Raw genomic sequence first — 17634 nt, 5'->3', positions numbered from 1 at the left:
CGATCATGATATTGCTTCGCTCACTCGCTGCGTGTCTGTTCCTAACCCCGCCAGCTATGGCCTGTGATCTGGCCTTAGCGCTGGCTGTGGACGTGTCGGGATCGGTCGACTCAACCGAGTATCGCATTCAGATGGATGGTCTGGCCGCAGGTTTGCGCGATCCATTGGTGTCCGAGGCGTTGGTTCGCGGACAGGCGCAATTGATGCTGGTGCAGTGGACCGGAGCTTCCAGGCAAAAAGTAACGGTACCCTGGACAAAGATCGACAGCTTTGGCGCGCTCGAAAAGTTCGCAGAGCAGGTCGCAAGCGATCAGAGAGTTTGGCGCAATTTTTCGACGGCAATCGGTGAGGCGCTGGAAATGACCATGTCCAATTTCGACGCGGTCGCGAATTGCAAACGGCACTTGATAGACATTTCGGGCGACGGGGTTTCGAACGAAGGTGTTGAACCGTCTGAATTGCACAAAGCCCTGCGCACACGCGGCGTGACGGTCAATGCTATCGCCATTGAAGAAAGCGAACCGGACCTGACGGCGTATTTCTTTGAAAACGTTATTGTCGGAGAAGGGGCCTTTGTGGTGTCTGCCGCTGGCTTTGCCGATTACCCCGAACGGATTCGAAAAAAGCTATTGCGTGAAGTTACGCAGCAATCCGCATCCTTGAAAAGATAGGCGCAGATTCGTGATCACAATGCTTTTCTCCTGAAAACGCTAACATTCATGCGATTGAAGGGTTTTTGTGATCACAGTAATATTTTGTGTGATCACATATGCTTAAAAACTGCGACTTAGCATCCATTTTACCTGTTTTTGCGCTCGCAGCACGTGACAGATTGGTAAAAAAGGGTAAAACCACCGGTAGCCAACGAAAGAGGAGCCGACATGGCCGATGTCAATCGGGGCAACCGCCCGCTCTCGCCACACATTATGATTTACCGCCCTCAGATGACGTCTCTGTCTTCAATCATGGTTCGATTGACTGGGATTGGCGTATTCGCTGTTGCAATTCTGGTTGTTTGGTGGCTGCTGGCCGCTTCGACCTCAGAGGCCGCGTTTTCCGGTATCGACGGATTTCTACGCAGCTGGTTCGGCGACATTATTCTGACCGTTGCAACGTGGGGCTTGTGGTATCACACGCTAGGCCGTCTACGTCATGTCCTGTGGGATTTTGGGTACTGCCTTGACGTCGAGGTTGCCGAGAAACTGGGTCTTGGCATGTTCGTTGGCGCGACCCTCCTGACTATCATCACTGTGATTGCGGTTTAAGGAGACGGCACATGCGATATCTGACTGACCGCAAACGCGCGCAGGGTCTGGGCGCAGGCAAGTCCGGCACACAAACCCATTGGAACACCATGGTCCGGGCGATGATCCTCACCGTATTGGTCCCGATTTTCATCTTCACCTTTGGCGCGGGCATCGGCGGAACCTACGAAGAGGTTCTTGCCTATTTCAGCCGGCCGTTCCCGGCGATTGTAACCGCTCTAACTTTGATCGTGGGTCTGTTGCAGCTGATGTACGAAGCGCAGGAAGCCATCGAGGATTATGTGCACGGTGTGGCTGAGAAGGTCTCGCTCGCGGCAATGTGGGCCCTGGGCTACACGCTGATGGCGGCTGGGCTGTTCGCTCTGGTCAAAATGGCCCTGTGACGATGCGCGGTAAGGAATAAGAACAATGACAGCAGCATATGAATATGAAACCCACGAATACGACGTTGTGGTCGTAGGTGCAGGTGGTGCGGGTTTGCGGGCAACGCTGGGTATGGCCGAACAGGGCCTGCGCACGGCTTGTGTCACCAAGGTGTTCCCAACACGGTCGCACACGGTTGCCGCGCAAGGTGGTATCGCCGCATCGCTTTCGAACATGGGCCCGGACCATTGGCAGTGGCACATGTATGACACCGTAAAGGGTTCGGATTGGCTGGGTGACACCGATGCGATGGAGTATCTCGCACGCGAAGCACCGAAAGCGGTCTACGAGCTAGAGCACTATGGCGTGCCTTTCAGCCGCACCGAAGAGGGCAAGATCTATCAACGTCCCTTTGGCGGCCACACTACTGAATTCGGTGAAGGCCCTGCCGTGCAACGGACCTGTGCCGCCGCTGACCGAACTGGCCACGCGATCCTGCATACGCTTTATGGTCAGTCGCTGAAGAACAATGCCGAGTTCTACATCGAATATTTTGCCATCGACCTGATCATGTCTGAGGACGGGCAGTGTCAGGGCGTTGTCTGCTGGAAACTCGACGACGGCACGATGCATGTCTTCAACGCCAAGATGGTGGTGCTGGCGACCGGCGGTTACGGCCGTGCTTATTTCAGTGCAACCTCGGCCCATACCTGCACCGGCGATGGTGGTGGTATGGTGGCCCGCGCGGGTCTGGCACTGCAGGATATGGAGTTCGTTCAATTCCACCCAACGGGCATCTACGGCTCGGGCTGTCTGATCACCGAAGGCGCGCGCGGTGAGGGTGGGTACTTGACCAATTCGGAAGGCGAACGGTTCATGGAGCGCTATGCGCCCCAGTACAAAGACCTCGCACCGCGTGATTATGTTTCGCGCTCAATGACCATGGAAATCCGCGAAGGACGTGGCCATGGCGACAATGGCGACCACATCCACCTGAACCTCAGCCACCTGCCTGCCGAAGCACTGGCGGAACGTCTGCCGGGCATCTCGGAATCGGCACGCGTCTTTGCGGGCGTCGATGTTACCAAGGAACCGATCCCGGTTCTGCCAACCGTGCACTATAACATGGGCGGTATTCCGACCAACTATTGGGGTGAGGTTCTGAACCCCACCGCCGACAACCCAACCGGTGTTGTCCCCGGCCTGATGGCTGTGGGTGAGGCTGGTTGCGCCTCTGTCCATGGCGCGAACCGTCTGGGTTCAAACTCGCTGATTGACCTCGTGGTGTTTGGCCGCGCGGCGGCGATCCGGGCCGGTGAAGTTGTCGATGCGAAGGCTCCGAACCCGGTTCTGAATCAGGCGTCGGTAGACAAGGCATTTGATCGTTTCGACGCGGTTCGCAACGCCAGTGGCGAGATTGCCACTGCGGATCTGCGGTTGGAGATGCAGCGCACCATGCAAGAAGACGCGGCCGTCTTCCGGACTGCCAAGACCATGGCCGAAGGCGTCGAAAAGATGACGGCGATCGCTGCCAAGATGGACGACCTGAAAGTCTCCGACCGCTCACTGGTCTGGAACAGCGATCTTATGGAAACACTGGAACTGACCAACCTGATGCCAAGCGCGCTGGCTACTATCGTCGGTGCCGAGGCGCGCAAGGAATCCCGCGGTGCCCACGCGCATGAGGATTATACCGAGCGTGACGACGAAAACTGGCGCGTTCACACTGTGTCGCGTGTTGAAGGCAACAAGGTAGAACTCAGCTACCGCCCGGTTATCGTTGATCCGCTGACCACCGAAGACGAAGGCGGCATCAGCCTCAAAAAAATCGCGCCCAAGGCGCGGACTTTCTAAACTCAAAAGCTATGTTTCGGCCGTCACATTGGCTGCCGTTAACCTACAAACTGCGAACTATAGGCAAAACCATGACACTGCGGGATCAAAGCTGTTTTTCCGATTTGGCAAACGATCTCAGGCGTTTCTCCGGTGGCCGCAAGATTGTCGAAATAGTGAACTCAGGAAACTGGGGTGATGGTCTGATACACGCCGGGCAGGCTGAGTTTTTGAAAGATGCAGGGATTCAAGTTGAAAAAATTCCTATAGCTAAACTGCGAAAGCCGAGACCCGACGAAAGGGGGCTGTCGGCGATCCGCACGCGCTTACGTCGGTTACTTAAAGAAAACAACGCTATCTTCACTGCCTCCGGCGCAATGCGCGAAGTGTATTCCAGACCTGCGGAACTTGCCGTGGCCGCAAAGAAGTTTTCGAATGTGTTTGTAATGCCGTCGTCGCTTCCATTTTTACCCGACCTGGACCCAAAGCGTACGGTTTATTGGCGCAGAGATAACCTCGAAAGTCTTACAGGAGCTCCACACGCTAAGTTTTGCCATGATATGGCTTTCTATCTTGATCCCCGTCCCCGAACACCTTCCAAAAAGCACGGGATTATGTTCAGAACTGACGTCGAAACCGACGGATCACCGATCCCTGAGGGAAACGTTGACCTAAGCAACGAGGGGACACACAAAACTGATCACGAAGGTTTTTTTGACCGTGTTGGGGAGTACGAGATTATATATACTAATCGTCTGCATGTTGGAATTGCCGGCGCTCTGTTAGGGCGCGAAGTTCACATGTTCCCTATCCGAAATGCGAAGCTGGAATCTATATACGAGTGTTCACTAAAACCCTTCTACAAAAACGTGTATTACCATGATGAACCGGCTGGTTCTTCTACCTTCTTGAAAAATGCCCTTAGCGGAAATTAGGGGTTCAGGCATGGTAAGCACTGAGACGCGGGCAAAAAGTCCCAATTACGTAATTGGAAGCGGTTGGTGGTCTTCTGATACGAACGTAAACCCGAAACGGAAGAATATTGGTGATCCGTTGATTCGATCGGTTGAATTTTTCGATCTCTGGCTTTCCTCGATTCAGCGGAACACCTCTCCAGAAACGATTATCGTTGTCGACTCGAACGCGCCGAACAAACCCTCTCCTGAGAAGCGGGAGAATGTTCAGTGGGTGTCGCTTCCGTTCAATGCTAAGCATTCCGTAGACCACATCGGACGATGGAGTGGTTGGACAAGGTCGGTCATTGTCTCTGCGTCCTACGCTATGGCGTCAGACTGCGATTATTTCGTTTACGTTGAACAAGACTGTTTGCTCAACGGCGGTGGCGTAATCGAGCATTGCATTGAGAATATGAGAACAGGAATTGCCTTCGGTTCTGGCAAAGGCACACCGCAACCTCTGCAACAATCCTTCTTTATAATTCGCGCGGATTTGTTACCCGATTTCATCAAAAATCTGTGTGCTATAAAAGACCGGGATTGTGACTTTTCGCCGGAATGGAAGTTTTTGTGCGCTGTCTGGTGGCCGTTTGTCGTGGCTGCGAATGTTGGGGTTTTTCGGTGGCGATACTTCAGGAAAAAATGCATGAAGTTGTCTAGAGGCCGGTGGTTCGAGTTTCTGCCCATTGGCGTCGGACGCGTGAGACCCATTCCATTCAACGAGGAATATTTCTATTTTCAACACGGAACACGTGACGAAGTCGAGCAGTTCAAAAAGGCACAAGAAGGATGATCGTTGGTAATTTAGCTACTTACCCACCACGGCGAGACGGTTTGCTAAACGCTGTGCAACGGATCGCTCCACAAGTAGATCGATTGAATATTGTTCTGAATGAATACGAAAGTACTTTGCCGGAATTAGCCGAATTCGAAAATGTAATTCAGATCATTCCCAAAGAAGACACCAAGGATGCCGGCAAGTTTTACCCCTATACTTCGGATGCAACATATGTACTTTTGTTGGACGACGATATCGACTTCCCATCAGATTATGTAAAGCGAACAATTGAGCGATTTGAATCTATTAACGAAAACCGCATTATCGGTTCATACCATGGGTCAACTTATTTACACCCGGTATTTGGGAAGCCGTCTGACCTCAGCAAGCGGACTGAACGCCGTAAGGCTAAACAGGAGAAACCAGGCACTCTAAGGAAAATTATTGATTATGTTTCCGAATTATGTGCGTATAAGTTCCGCAGAGCGGACTTTCGTAAAGTCTCTGTGTTTTATCGAGCCCAATCAACCGCTTTGGTCGTAGATCAAATTGCCTCTGGAGTGGCTGTGTTGAAAGCTGAAGACGTTCCACCCTATGAATATATGGCGGACAGTCAAAAATTTGTCGATGTCAGATTGGCGCGATGGGCGTTTGAGCGTGGCCTTACACCTGTGACCTTCCCACGGGAGGAGAACTGGTTGCGCCCATTGCGTTATGAAGAAACGATTTTCCGAGAATTTACAAAGAATAACCCAACACACGTGAATGCCGAAATAGCGATTTTTGCAGGACGTGTACCAAATGCGGGGCGGGTTTTGAAATGAACAAGGCACGCCTGCGTCAAAATAAACTGCTTCTGATGAGCTGGGGCGATCTGCTGTCCTCTCGTAGGCAAGAAAAGGAGGCCTAACATGGTACAACTGACCCTCCCAAAGAATTCGCGCATGACGACGGGCAAAACTTGGCCCAAGCCGGAAGGCGCGACTAATGTTCGGAAGTTCCAGATTTATCGCTGGAACCCGGAAGACGGCAAGAACCCGCAGCTCGACACCTATTTTGTCGATATGGACACATGCGGTCCGATGGTTCTGGACGCTCTGATCAAGATCAAGAACGAGATCGATCCGACCCTGACCTTCCGCCGGTCGTGCCGCGAAGGGATCTGTGGGTCCTGTGCGATGAACATTGATGGTATCAACACCCTAGCCTGTATCTATGGCATGGATGAGGTTAAAGGCGACGTTAAGATTTATCCGCTGCCGCATATGCCAGTGGTCAAAGACCTGATCCCCGATCTGACGCATTTCTATGCGCAACACGCCAGCATCATGCCGTGGTTGGAAACCAAGACCAACCGCCCCGCGAAGGAGTGGAAGCAGTCGATAGAAGACCGCAAGAAACTGGACGGTCTGTATGAGTGTGTGATGTGTGCGAGCTGCTCGACCTCGTGCCCGAGTTATTGGTGGAACGGTGATCGTTACCTTGGGCCCGCCGCTCTGTTGCACGCTTACCGCTGGATTATCGATAGCCGGGACGAGGCCACGGGCGAGCGTTTGGATGAGCTGGAAGACCCCTTCAAGCTGTATCGCTGCCACACCATCATGAACTGTGCAAAAACCTGCCCGAAGGGTCTGAACCCGGCCAAGGCGATTGCCGAGATCAAGAAGATGATGGTCGACCGCTCGGTCTAAGCAACCCCAAAGAGTGCACTTGCCGTTCTGCGGCAAGTGCATGGCTAAATTGCAAAACTATGCAATGCCGTCAGCCCTGTTCAGGACTATCTTGCGAGCAGGGAGGAGTGATGGAACCGAAACGGGATCGCTCCGATGCAAGAACAAACCTCTCAAACAAATGCGGCTGAGGCACTGGAACTTCTGGAACAGGCTTGGGCTTACTATATACCTGAGCCGTTGGCTGACGCTGAAACCCACGAGCCTGATTTGTTCGAATATGCCAACGCCGCTTGAGCCGCTATCTGTGACTTGAAATGCTGCCGAGATTGGGCAATGGATAGGTATGCCCACTCTGTTGTTATTGCTGGCCGCCGGGGTGCTCGCCTATTTCATCTGGCGGTCACGGACATCTTCGTTGACGCGCGATTGCAGGTGGCGACAGCACCGCAAAGAAGGTGTGTGGATCTGCGCCTATTGCGGGGCGCAACAAGAGGGCGCGGACACCCCGACCAGCTGTTTGAAGGGGAAGTAGAAGTACAGGGCACGTCTGGCGCGCCCTGTGTTTTTCATGCTGGGTCGGGAAACGCCGCTTGCAGTGCGATCTCGACCATATCGCCAAAGCTGCTTTCACGTTCTGAAGATGGTAATGCCTCACCGGTCAACAGGTGGTCTGAGACCGTAAGCACAGCTAAGGCTCGGCATTTGTGGCGCGCAGCCAAGATGTAGAGTTCCGCTGCCTCCATCTCGACCCCCAATATACCGTGCCGCACCATCTGTTCATTCAGATCTGGGCGTTCGTCATAGAACACGTCCGATGAATAGATCCCGCCGATATGAGTAGGCGTTCCTTTGGCTGTCGCAGCTTGTGCCGCGGCGTGTAGCAGACCCCAGTCGGCGCAGGGGGCAAAGTTCAGCTCTTTCAGAATTCCGCGCGATGGGGTGCTGAGTGTTGTCGATGTCATCGCCAAAATAACATCACGGATTTTTACACTGTCCTGCATTCCGCCGCACGAGCCGATGCGGATCAAAGTTTTCGCCCCGTAATCGCGGATCAACTCGTTGGCGTAAATCGACAATGACGGCATACCCATGCCACTGCCTTGAATGGTGACCAGGTTTCCCTTCCAAGTTCCGGTAAACCCCAACATCCCGCGGACATTGTTAACCAGCTTAGGGTCTTGCAAAAACGTTTCTGCCGCCCATTTCGCCCGATAAGGATCGCCGGGCATCAGAACAGTTTCTGCAATTTCACCTTTTTCGGCGCCGATATGAATTGTCATTTTGGGGCCAATTCCTGTTAGATTTCCAAGTCCGAAATATTTGCTCCGGACTTCAAGGCTTCGTGAACCCACTTTGGTTTACGCCCCCGACCCGACCAGGTCTGGGAAGGGTTGACGGGGTTTTTGTATTTTACACTGTTTTTAAAGCTTTTAGCGGGTTTTGGAATGCCATCGGACAATTCAGAAAGGGAAAACCCGAATTCAGCAGCGGCTTTCTCGGCGGCTTTCAAGGCTTCTTTGCGTTCACGCTTTTCTGCATTTTTTATTGCGATTTCAACGTTTTCACGTAAATCCAGCAATTCTTTGCGCGACATTTTTTCAAGGCTGGCGGCCATTATTATTCTCCATTCTGAAAGCCGTAGTAGGTGGACGTTTGAACCCACCTACATTTTCAGAACTTGGTATTTATCCAACTCATTGAGTAACGCAATAGAGGCGCCGAGAATTGGAAAGAATTTGGCGCTATTCGGCTGCTAAGTTTTGCGGATCAACAAGGGTGACAATATCGCTCATGATCGAGTTAAGTTCAAAATTCTTGGGCGTATAGATCTTTGCGACCCCCATCGCCCTTAGCTTGACTTCGTCTTCATCAGGAATAATACCGCCGACAACCACGGGAACATTGGTTAGGCCGGCCTCGCGTAGCCGGGTCATCACATCCTGCACCAGCGGGATATGACTGCCGGACAGGATCGAAAGTCCAATAACATGGGCCTCGTCTTCGGCAGCGGCGCTGACAATTTCTTCGGGAGTCAGGCGGATACCTTCATAGCTGATATCCATACCGCAATCCCGAGCGCGGAAAGCAATCTGCTCGGCACCGTTGGAGTGACCGTCTAATCCCGGTTTGCCCACCAGGAATTTTAAACGGCGACCCAGCTTGTCGCTAACGGCGTCAACGGCGGCGCGCAGGTCGTCCAGTCCTTCGGTCTTGTTGGACACAGAACCTGATACGCCGGTTGGTCCGCGATAGGTGCCAAAGACCTTGCGCATCTCTTCAGCCCATTCCCCGGTCGTGACGCCAGCCTTCGCCGCTATGATTGAGGGCTCCATCACATTGGCTCCGGATTGCGCTGCTTCACGGAGAGCGGTCAATGCCTTGGCCACCGCCGCGTCGTCGCGTTCTGCACGCCATACGTTCAGGCGGTGGATTTGGTCCTGCTCGACTGCCGGGTCGACAACCATGATACCGCCATCCTCGGTTTGCAGAGGCGAGGGTTCACCTTCGGTCCATTTGTTGACGCCGACCACGACGGTTTCATTCCGTTCGATCCGATTCAAACGTTCGGCGTTGGAATCCACCAGTCTGGACTTCATGTATTCGATTGAAGCAACTGCACCGCCCATTGAATCCAAATTGGCCAACTCGGCGCGAGCGCCATTTTTCAGCTCTTCTACCTTGGCGTCCACTGCGGGGTTGCCGTCGAACAGATCACCGTATTCCAGCAGGTCGGTTTCGTAAGCCAGGATCTGTTGCATCCGCATCGACCATTGCTGATCCCATGGACGGGGCAGGCCAAGCGCTTCGTTCCATGCGGGCAGTTGCACCGCGCGGGCACGGGCCTTCTTGGATAGGGTTACGGCCAGCATCTCGATCAGGATTCGGTAGACGTTGTTTTCCGGCTGCTGTTCAGTCAGACCAAGCGAGTTCACCTGAACGCCATAGCGGAAACGGCGGAACTTGGGATCTTCTACCCCGTAGCGGTCTTTCAGAATTTCGTCCCAAAGGTCCACAAAAGCGCGCATCTTGCACATCTCGGTAACGAAACGAATACCCGCGTTCACGAAGAATGAAATGCGACCGCACAATGCTGGGAAATCTTCAGCTGGAACGCGGGGGCGCAGTTCGTCCAACACAGCAATTGCAGTAGCCAGCGCATAGGACAGTTCCTGTTCGGGCGTCGCGCCAGCCTCTTGCAGGTGATAGGAACACACGTTCATTGGGTTCCATTTCGGTACGTTCGAATAGCAATACTCGGCCACGTCCGCGATCATTTTTAGCGAGGGTTTGGGTGGGCAGACATACGTTCCGCGGCTTAAATATTCTTTGATCAGGTCATTCTGAACTGTGCCTTGCAGCTTCGAGACATCCGCACCCTGTTCCTCGGCCACAGCGATATACAACGCCAGCAGCCACGGCGCGGTCGCGTTGATCGTCATCGAGGTGTTCATCTGTTCCAGAGGAATCTGGTCAAACAGAACCCGCATATCGCCCAGATGACTGATTGGCACGCCGACCTTGCCCACCTCGCCGCGCGCCAATGTATGATCGCTGTCATATCCGGTCTGCGTAGGCAGGTCGAAGGCAACCGAAAGCCCCGTCTGACCCTTGGCCAGATTGCCGCGATACAGCGCATTCGACGCTTTGGCGGTGGAATGACCGGCATAGGTTCGGATGAGCCAGGGGCGATCTTTCTGCGTCTGCGTCATATCGGAGCCTCGTGTGTCGGTTGGGTAAGAAAATTACGATTGAAGCCTCTAAAGCGCAATTTTCGGGATATGTCAATTCGCTGCGTCGCGGCATACCTGGTTCTTCAGATTGTAGGTTCTACAGTTTGATGGCAGTGTGCGGCCATGACTCAGACCGTGGAACTTCCGCTTTGGCTGTTTTTGCTGATCCTGGTGTTTGCCGCGGTCACTCTGGCCTCGCATTTCCTGTTTCCATCCGTGCGATGGTTTTTTCGCCGCCGTCTTGAACGTGCCGTCAAGCGTTTGAACACACGTTTGCAACGGCCAATTCAACCGTTCAAACTGGCCCGTCGGCACGACATGATTCAGCGCCTGATCTATGATCCTCAGGTCGGGCAGGCCGTTCAGAATTTTGCGCGTGACGAACAAGTTCCTGAGGCCGTCGCGTTTGAAACCGCTCGGCGCTACGCGCGCGAGATTGTTCCGTCTTTCTCTGCCGTGGCTTATTTCAGCGTCGCCATTCGCATAGCTAGGATGCTGAGTAACGCGCTCTACAATGTGCGTCTAAGCTACATGGATGAAGAAGCACTGAGTAACATCGACCCCGACGCCACAGTCGTGTTCGTGATGAACCACCGTAGCAACATGGACTATGTGTTGGTTACTTATTTGGCTGCAAGCCAGTCCGCCCTGTCGTACGCCGTGGGCGAATGGGCCCGCGTTTGGCCGCTCAGCCGTCTGATCCGAGCGATGGGTGCATACTTTATTCGCCGCAAATCAGGCAGTGAATTGTACCGGCAAGTACTTGCTTGCTATGTGCGCCACGCGACCGAGGCCGGTGTGACGCAGGCGATGTTCCCCGAAGGTGGGCTTAGCCTGACAGGGGCCCTGGGTCGGCCCAAACTGGGTTTGCTCAAATACATCATCGACGCAACCAGTCCCGATGGGAAGGACGTGGTATTTGTTCCGGTCGCTTTGAATTATGACCGGGTGCTTGAAGATACCATTCTGACCAAAGCTGCGTTGGGCAATGAGCGCCGGTTTCGTGCCAAAATAGGGGTAATTTCTTGGTGGATACTGAAGCAAGTCGGCCGCCGCCTTACAGGCCGGTATGAGCGGTTCGGAGTGGCGTCGGTACGATATGGCAAACCGATTTCCCTGCGGGCGTTTCGTGTAGGACACGAGGCGAATATAATGACCGATTTGGCTCGGGACTTGATGGCGGGCATCGGAGAGGCGATTCCCCTTGTGCCGGGGCCAGCCGCCTGCAGGATCGTGCAGGAAATGGGTGAACTCTCAGAAGTCGAAGTTGTAGCTTTGATTGATCAGTTGCAGCGACGTGATGGCGTTTCGGCGCCGATGGATCAGAAAATGATTGAAAACGGCATTCAACAATTTGTGGATCGTCGCATCCTCAAACGTAAAGACGGAAAATTATCTTCGTCTGGTCAAAGGGTTGACCTTCTGGACTATTATGCTGCCTCCGTGCCTGCAGACATGAAACAGGTTCTTGCTGCGGCTGCAAAATAAAATTCTGCATCCGCTGGGTCATAAAATTACAAAATTAACGCGAAATGGGTTGCAATGTTACTCAACGGTCAATACTGATCGGGGGAAGCCAGCGATTCTGCATCGCGGCAATGGATTTGAATAAGGGAGGCCAAAATGGCTCTGGATACCGACAGCGGCATCGCGTCCTACGAGGCACCGGAAAAAGACCTGTATGAAATGGGTGAAATCCCTCCGATGGGATATGTCCCGAAACAGATGTATGCGTGGGCAATCCGCAAGGAACGCCATGGTGAGCCGGATACGGCCATGCAGTTGGAAGTGGTCGACGTCCCCAAGCTGGACAGCCACGAAGTGTTGGTTCTGGTTATGGCCGCCGGTGTGAACTACAACGGCGTCTGGGCTTCGCTAGGCAAACCGATCAGCCCGTTTGACGGGCACGGTCAACCTTTCCACATCGCGGGATCTGATGCTTCAGGCATCGTGTGGGCCGTTGGTGATAAGGTAAAACGCTGGAAAGTGGGCGACGAAGTTGTCATCCACTGCAATCAGGACGACGGCGACGACGAATACTGCAACGGCGGCGACCCGATGTATTCCCCCAGCCAGCGGATCTGGGGTTATGAAACGCCGGACGGTTCGTTTGCGCAGTTCACCAACGTTCAAGCACAGCAGTTGATGCCACGCCCCAAGCACCTGACCTGGGAAGAAAGCGCCTGCTACACGCTGACTCTGGCAACGGCTTACCGGATGCTGTTTGGTCATGAGCCGCACGACCTTAAGCCTGGTCAGAACGTTCTGGTTTGGGGCGCGTCGGGTGGTCTGGGCTCTTACGCTATCCAGCTGATCAACACGGCAGGTGCGAATGCCATCGGCGTCATTTCGGACGAAAGCAAGCGTGACTTCGTTATGGGTTTGGGTGCCAAAGGTGTGATCAACCGCAAGGACTTTAACTGTTGGGGTCAACTGCCCACGGTAAACACGCCGGAATATGCCGAGTGGTTCAAAGAAGCCCGCAAGTTCGGCAAAGCGATCTGGGATATCACCGGCAAAGGTGTGAACGTTGACATGGTATTCGAACACCCGGGCGAAAGCACGTTCCCAGTGTCGACCTTCGTGGTGAAGAAAGGTGGCATGGTTGTGATTTGCGCCGGCACCACCGGCTACAACCTGACGTTCGACGTGCGTTACATGTGGATGCACCAAAAGCGTTTGCAGGGCTCGCACTTTGCACATCTGAAACAGGCTGCCTCTGCGAACCAGTTGATGGTCGAGCGTCGTTTGGATCCTTGCATGTCCGAGGTGTTCTCGTGGAAAGAGCTACCAGAAGCGCATATGAAAATGATGCGCAACGAGCATAAACCAGGCAATATGTCCGTTCTGGTTCAAGCACCACAGACCGGAATGCGGACATTGGAAGAAGTGCTAGACGCCCGCCGTTGAGCCAAACTTAAACTACGCCTAGGCGCCCGCGGGACGTGAGAACGGTTCGCGGGCTTTTTCATTTTTCGAAAAAGAGTTATTTTTCAGAGTTTTACGCGAAATATCCCCGCTGTTTTTGGGGAGTAGAAAGCAGTGAATAGGCAGAAAAATACTGCACATGCTATGGTTGCGTTAACCTTTCGTTAACTGTTTCGGAGAGACTCTGATGGCACAGAATGAGTGGATACTGGACGTGTTGTCGGACCTCAACGCCTTTGCCGTTGAGAATGGTTTGATCGCGCTTGCCGAGCAGTTGGATGATACCAAGCTGATCGCTGCAGCCGAGATAGCGTCCATGAAGGCTGAGGTGCAGACGCCTGCGGATGGGAACAAAACTGGATATGAGCCAAGTCCTGGAGGACTTGGAAAACACCAGCACGCTTGACGAGCTAAGTAATGTCGCCATCAAATTGCGCGACAGGCTGAAAGTTGAACACCTAATCTATCACTGGGTCGATGGTGCTGGGGACCAGTACGGTTATACAACCTATCCCGATGCCTGGGCCGAAAGGTATCTAGAAAAGAACTATCACCGGATTGATCCTGTCATATTGGGGTGTTTCCAGCGGTTTCACCCGGTGGATTGGAAAACGTTGGATTGGTCTAGCAAAGTTGCCAAGGCTTTTTTGAAAGACGCGCAAAGCCACGGGGTTGGCAATCAGGGCTATTCGATCCCGATCCGGGGACCCAATGGGCAATTCGCTTTGTTTACCGTTAACCACACTTGCGACGACGAAACGTGGTTACGATTCAAACAACGGCATGGCCGCGAGCTGATCCTGATTGCTCATTTTTTCAACCGCAAAGCACTGGAATTCGAGCGGGACCGTCAGCCCGAACCGTCCCGAGCGTTGTCCCCGCGCGAGGTGGACGCGATGACCTTACTGGCGCTTGGCTACAATCGGGCGCAGGTTGCCCACTCGCTTTCAATCTCTGAGCATACGTTGCGGGTCTACATCGAAGGTGCCCGCGCCAAGCTCGGCGCGCAGAACACCACGCATGCTATCGCCACGGCGCTCAGCAGAGGATTAATAGTGGTTTAAGAGGCGCTCGCACTCAGAACAGTAAATTAACCATGACTTTGTACCCCCTTCGTTCCTGAACAGGACGACAAGGGGAAAAATGTCATGTTGCGCTATCTGTATGCCGATGAGCTGCATAAATATCCTGATCTGGCTGAGGGGATGTTCCAAGACCGCGCGGATCAGTTCAAAACCCGACTGGGTTGGGACGTGCACGTCAATGAAAAAGGAGAGGAACGGGATCAATATGACGACCTGAACCCGCTCTACGTCATTTGGGAAGAAGAGGATGGTAGTCACGGCGGTTCGATGCGTGTGCTGCCAACCACCGGGCCGGCTATGATAAACGAGGTGTTCGGTCATCTGAATCCGGGTGAGCCGATCTGTAGCCCACTGATCTGGGAAGTCACCCGGTTTTGCCTGTCTCGCACGGCCAGCCCCCATACGGCGGGGGCAATCATGCTAAGTGGGGGGGAGATGATGGAAGGGTTCGGGCTCACGCATATCGCTGGTGTCTTTGATGCTCGAATGATTCGGATCTATCGCTTGATCGGATCGTCCCCGGTAGTTCTGGGTTCGGAAGGGAAGGGGCGTGACCAGATTTCGGTTGGTTTGTGGCCTTACTCAGCCGATGACTGCAACCGCGTGGCCGAACGCGCTGGTATCCCGCGCGAGCTTTCACGTCTTTGGTTCAAGACGGCGTTCGGCATCGGTCGGCAGCCTCGGTTTGCCCTGTCCGCATAACCCGCAGAAAACGCCAATCCTTCTCTGGTGATAGATGGCGCAGCCCTGTAGGGTCGCGCCATGTCTTTGCCCCCCGTGACCTTCTCTGACGATCAGGCTGCTGCCTACGACAGTATCTCTGAGATGCTGAAATCTGCTGGTGTCGACTTAGATGACGATGCTCTATTGAAACTGCCCGGCGCGGGAAAATCCGGTGTGATGGCGGTGATCGGAAAGGCGGGATCGGGAAAGACTCTGCTGTTGGCCGAGCTGTATAAAGCGCTGGCCGAAACCGGCGTTCAGATCGTTTCGGGCGACTTCGAAAGCCGCAAAGCACGAGAAAAGCGCAGTCTGGCCATTCTGGCCCCTACAAACAAAGCCGCCAGCGTGTTGCGCCTGCGTGGTGTGCCAGCGACGACTATTCATCGTATTCTCTATACGCCGGTCTATGACCCGGAGTACGAGCGCATTGCCGAATGGTTGGCGGGAAATGACGAACGCCCCGAGATCGAAGGCCTGACTGACGAAGCGTTGGACCGCGCCGCAGCCTTTTACGAGAATAACAAATCCATCCCCGGAGCATTAGCGGCGGCAGGTCTACGCGGGTCCGATTTTATCACCGGATGGAAGCGCCGGGATGAGCCTTTGGATATCGGTTTCGTGGATGAGGCCTCAATGCTGGACGACCGGCAATTTGAAGACCTGCAAGAGATATTTCCAACTCTTCTGCTGTTTGGCGATCCGGCACAGCTGGCGCCTGTCAACCAATCGGGCAGCATGGTTTTCGACGCTTTGCCTGAGCCCCGAAAACAGATTCTGCACCGGGTTCACAGACAGGATGCCGACAACCCAATTCTGGACCTCGCCCACGCATTGGCGGACCCTCAGATGGGGTTCGAGGATTTCGAACGTCTGGTCGAGCAAACCGCGCGACAAGACGACAGGGTTGTCTGGGGGCAAAGGGTCGAGGTCGATCTGATGGCACGCAGTCCGGTACTGGTCTGGCGCAATGCTACGCGTATTCGTCTGATACAGGCGTTTCGGCATGTTCATGGTGCGCCAGATACTGAGTTGTTGGAAGGCGAGCCGCTGATCTGCGATGGCATCGAACTGCCCCTGAAACACCGCAAGAAACGGCTGGACCTTGAAGCGCGCGGACTTATCAAAGGTGCTCAGGTCATCTATCTGGGGCCGGGACGCAAGCCGGGTTTCTCGCGTCTGCATGTGATGGGTGCCGAAGACCCGCAAGTTAGTGCGGCTTCGATCGTCAAGATTGAAAAGCCTGATGAGGAAGAACCCTTCATTCCCTATGCTGCCCGGATGGGGGCAACTTTTCTACATGGTTCAGCGGTGACCATACATAAGGCACAGGGGTCCCAATGGGACACGGTGCAGGTCTTTGCGCCTGACATATATGCCGCCGCCCGCATGGGCAGGACTGAGGCCGGCCAGCCGCTGTGGAAACGGCTGGCTTATGTGGCCATTACGCGCGCGCAAGAGAGGCTGATCTGGGTGGTTAGAAACCGACTGGCCAAGCCTACCCATCCACTGCGTGTAGATGACCTTCGCGCCGTTCCGGCGGCATCGCTGACATTGGAGGCAGAAGAAACATGACATCCATTATCGTAACCGGCGCAAGCTCGGGCATTGGGCGCGCTACGGCAGAATTGTTTCTAGCTGAAGGCTGGATAGTTGGAGTTCTGGCGCGCAGCGCCGACAAGCTGGAAGAGATGGCCGAACAACACCCCAGAGCCATCCCACTGGTTGCCGATGTCACCGATCCCGTCGCGGTCTCACGTGCCTTTCGGTCTTTTGCGAACCGGGCGGACAGGTTGGACGTGTTGTTCAACAATGCCGGGATTTTTGCACCGGGCGGAACCATTGATGAAATCGCGTTGGATGACTGGTATCAAAGCGTCAACGTGAACCTGAACGGCATGTTTCTGTGCGCGCGCGAGGCGTTTAGAATCATGCGGCACCAGACCCCGCAAGGTGGACGGATCATCAATAACGGCTCGATTGCCGCCTATGTTCCGCGTCCGAAATCAGTGCACTATTCAGCGACAAAGCACGCGATCACTGGCTTGACCCGCAGCATTTCGCTGGATGGGCGCGAGCTTGGCATAGCGTGTGGTCAGATCGATATCGGCAATGCACGCACTCAGATGGTGCAGGGGCTGGTGGATGCAGCGGTCGATGCCGGGCAAACACCAGACCCGACGATGGCCGTCGAAGACGCGGCCCGCTCGGTTCTGCACATGGCGACCCTGCCGCCGGAAGCCAATGTACAATTTATGACGGTCATGGCGACAACGATGCCCTATATCGGGCGCGGCTAAAC

Annotated in this window: 19 protein-coding genes; 16 read left to right on the top strand and 3 right to left on the bottom strand. The window is 54.2% G+C overall.

Annotated elements, in window-relative coordinates; translation table 11 throughout:
- Positions 1-5 precede the first annotated feature (5 nt).
- From ACR0L3_RS14845 to ACR0L3_RS14805, 9 genes are all read left to right on the top strand, one after another.
- A complete protein-coding gene (locus ACR0L3_RS14845; RefSeq protein ID WP_480746538.1) occupies positions 6-671 on the top strand; it encodes a DUF1194 domain-containing protein in 666 nt (221 codons plus the stop codon).
- A 210-nt stretch (positions 672-881) separates the two neighbouring features.
- Positions 882-1265, top strand: coding sequence for a succinate dehydrogenase, cytochrome b556 subunit (gene sdhC / locus ACR0L3_RS14840; protein WP_480746537.1), 384 nt, complete (start codon positions 882-884; stop codon positions 1263-1265).
- A gap of 11 nt (positions 1266-1276) precedes the next feature.
- The gene (locus tag ACR0L3_RS14835; protein WP_480746536.1) at positions 1277-1648 is read left to right on the top strand and encodes a succinate dehydrogenase, hydrophobic membrane anchor protein; all 372 of its coding nucleotides are present in this window, start codon (positions 1277-1279) and stop codon (positions 1646-1648) included.
- 25 nt (positions 1649-1673) lie between these two features.
- Complete coding sequence (sdhA, locus tag ACR0L3_RS14830; protein ID WP_480746535.1) at positions 1674-3482, top strand: succinate dehydrogenase flavoprotein subunit; 1809 nt, start codon at positions 1674-1676, stop codon at positions 3480-3482.
- Positions 3483-3553: 71 nt separating this feature from the next.
- On the top strand, positions 3554-4396 hold the full coding sequence (locus tag ACR0L3_RS14825) for a polysaccharide pyruvyl transferase family protein (RefSeq protein ID WP_480746534.1): 843 nt from the start codon (positions 3554-3556) through the stop codon (positions 4394-4396).
- Between the two features lie 10 nt (positions 4397-4406).
- Positions 4407-5210: a hypothetical protein gene (locus ACR0L3_RS14820; RefSeq protein ID WP_480746532.1), complete on the top strand. Its 804-nt coding sequence runs from the start codon at positions 4407-4409 to the stop codon at positions 5208-5210.
- Positions 5211-5293: 83 nt separating this feature from the next.
- Positions 5294-6019: a hypothetical protein gene (locus tag ACR0L3_RS14815; RefSeq protein ID WP_480746531.1), complete on the top strand. Its 726-nt coding sequence runs from the start codon at positions 5294-5296 to the stop codon at positions 6017-6019.
- A gap of 87 nt (positions 6020-6106) precedes the next feature.
- Positions 6107-6886, top strand: a complete 780-nt coding sequence (locus tag ACR0L3_RS14810; protein ID WP_480746530.1) for a succinate dehydrogenase iron-sulfur subunit — start codon at positions 6107-6109, stop codon at positions 6884-6886.
- A gap of 135 nt (positions 6887-7021) precedes the next feature.
- The gene (locus ACR0L3_RS14805; RefSeq protein WP_480746529.1) at positions 7022-7162 is read left to right on the top strand and encodes a hypothetical protein; all 141 of its coding nucleotides are present in this window, start codon (positions 7022-7024) and stop codon (positions 7160-7162) included.
- Positions 7163-7434: 272 nt separating this feature from the next.
- Here the strand turns inward: ACR0L3_RS14805 and deoD are convergent, their stop codons facing one another.
- The 3 genes from deoD to ACR0L3_RS14790 form a co-directional block, all read right to left on the bottom strand.
- A complete protein-coding gene (deoD, locus tag ACR0L3_RS14800) occupies positions 7435-8148 on the bottom strand; it encodes a purine-nucleoside phosphorylase (protein WP_480746528.1) in 714 nt (237 codons plus the stop codon).
- 17 nt (positions 8149-8165) lie between these two features.
- Positions 8166-8483: an H-NS histone family protein gene (locus ACR0L3_RS14795; protein ID WP_480746527.1), complete on the bottom strand. Its 318-nt coding sequence runs from the start codon at positions 8481-8483 to the stop codon at positions 8166-8168.
- Between the two features lie 127 nt (positions 8484-8610).
- Positions 8611-10578 carry a methylmalonyl-CoA mutase family protein gene (locus ACR0L3_RS14790; protein WP_480746526.1) on the bottom strand — a complete coding sequence of 656 codons (1968 nt, stop codon included), beginning with the start codon at positions 10576-10578 and terminating at the stop codon, positions 8611-8613.
- Between the two features lie 144 nt (positions 10579-10722).
- Between ACR0L3_RS14790 and ACR0L3_RS14785 the strand changes: the two genes are divergently transcribed.
- The 7 genes from ACR0L3_RS14785 (at position 10723) to ACR0L3_RS14755 (ending at position 17632) form a co-directional block, all read left to right on the top strand.
- A complete protein-coding gene (locus ACR0L3_RS14785) occupies positions 10723-12087 on the top strand; it encodes a 1-acyl-sn-glycerol-3-phosphate acyltransferase (RefSeq protein WP_480746525.1) in 1365 nt (454 codons plus the stop codon).
- 135 nt (positions 12088-12222) lie between these two features.
- On the top strand, positions 12223-13509 hold the full coding sequence (ccrA, locus tag ACR0L3_RS14780; RefSeq protein ID WP_480746524.1) for a crotonyl-CoA carboxylase/reductase: 1287 nt from the start codon (positions 12223-12225) through the stop codon (positions 13507-13509).
- 205 nt (positions 13510-13714) lie between these two features.
- Positions 13715-13933 (top strand): hypothetical protein, encoded by a 219-nt coding sequence (locus ACR0L3_RS14775; protein ID WP_480746523.1) that lies wholly within the window; start codon positions 13715-13717, stop codon positions 13931-13933.
- Positions 13872-14591 carry a helix-turn-helix transcriptional regulator gene (locus ACR0L3_RS14770; protein ID WP_480746522.1) on the top strand — a complete coding sequence of 240 codons (720 nt, stop codon included), beginning with the start codon at positions 13872-13874 and terminating at the stop codon, positions 14589-14591. Before ACR0L3_RS14775 ends, ACR0L3_RS14770 begins: the two co-directional genes overlap by 62 nt.
- A gap of 84 nt (positions 14592-14675) precedes the next feature.
- Positions 14676-15314: an acyl-homoserine-lactone synthase gene (locus ACR0L3_RS14765; protein WP_480746521.1), complete on the top strand. Its 639-nt coding sequence runs from the start codon at positions 14676-14678 to the stop codon at positions 15312-15314.
- Positions 15315-15374: 60 nt separating this feature from the next.
- Positions 15375-16907, top strand: coding sequence for an ATP-dependent DNA helicase (locus ACR0L3_RS14760; RefSeq protein WP_480746520.1), 1533 nt, complete (start codon positions 15375-15377; stop codon positions 16905-16907).
- Positions 16904-17632 carry an SDR family oxidoreductase gene (locus ACR0L3_RS14755; RefSeq protein WP_480746519.1) on the top strand — a complete coding sequence of 243 codons (729 nt, stop codon included), beginning with the start codon at positions 16904-16906 and terminating at the stop codon, positions 17630-17632. Before ACR0L3_RS14760 ends, ACR0L3_RS14755 begins: the two co-directional genes overlap by 4 nt.
- Positions 17633-17634 lie beyond the last annotated feature (2 nt).

It is taken from the genome of Ruegeria sp. CK1, assembly GCF_056536545.1.
This window is presented reverse-complemented; position numbering and strand designations above follow the sequence as displayed.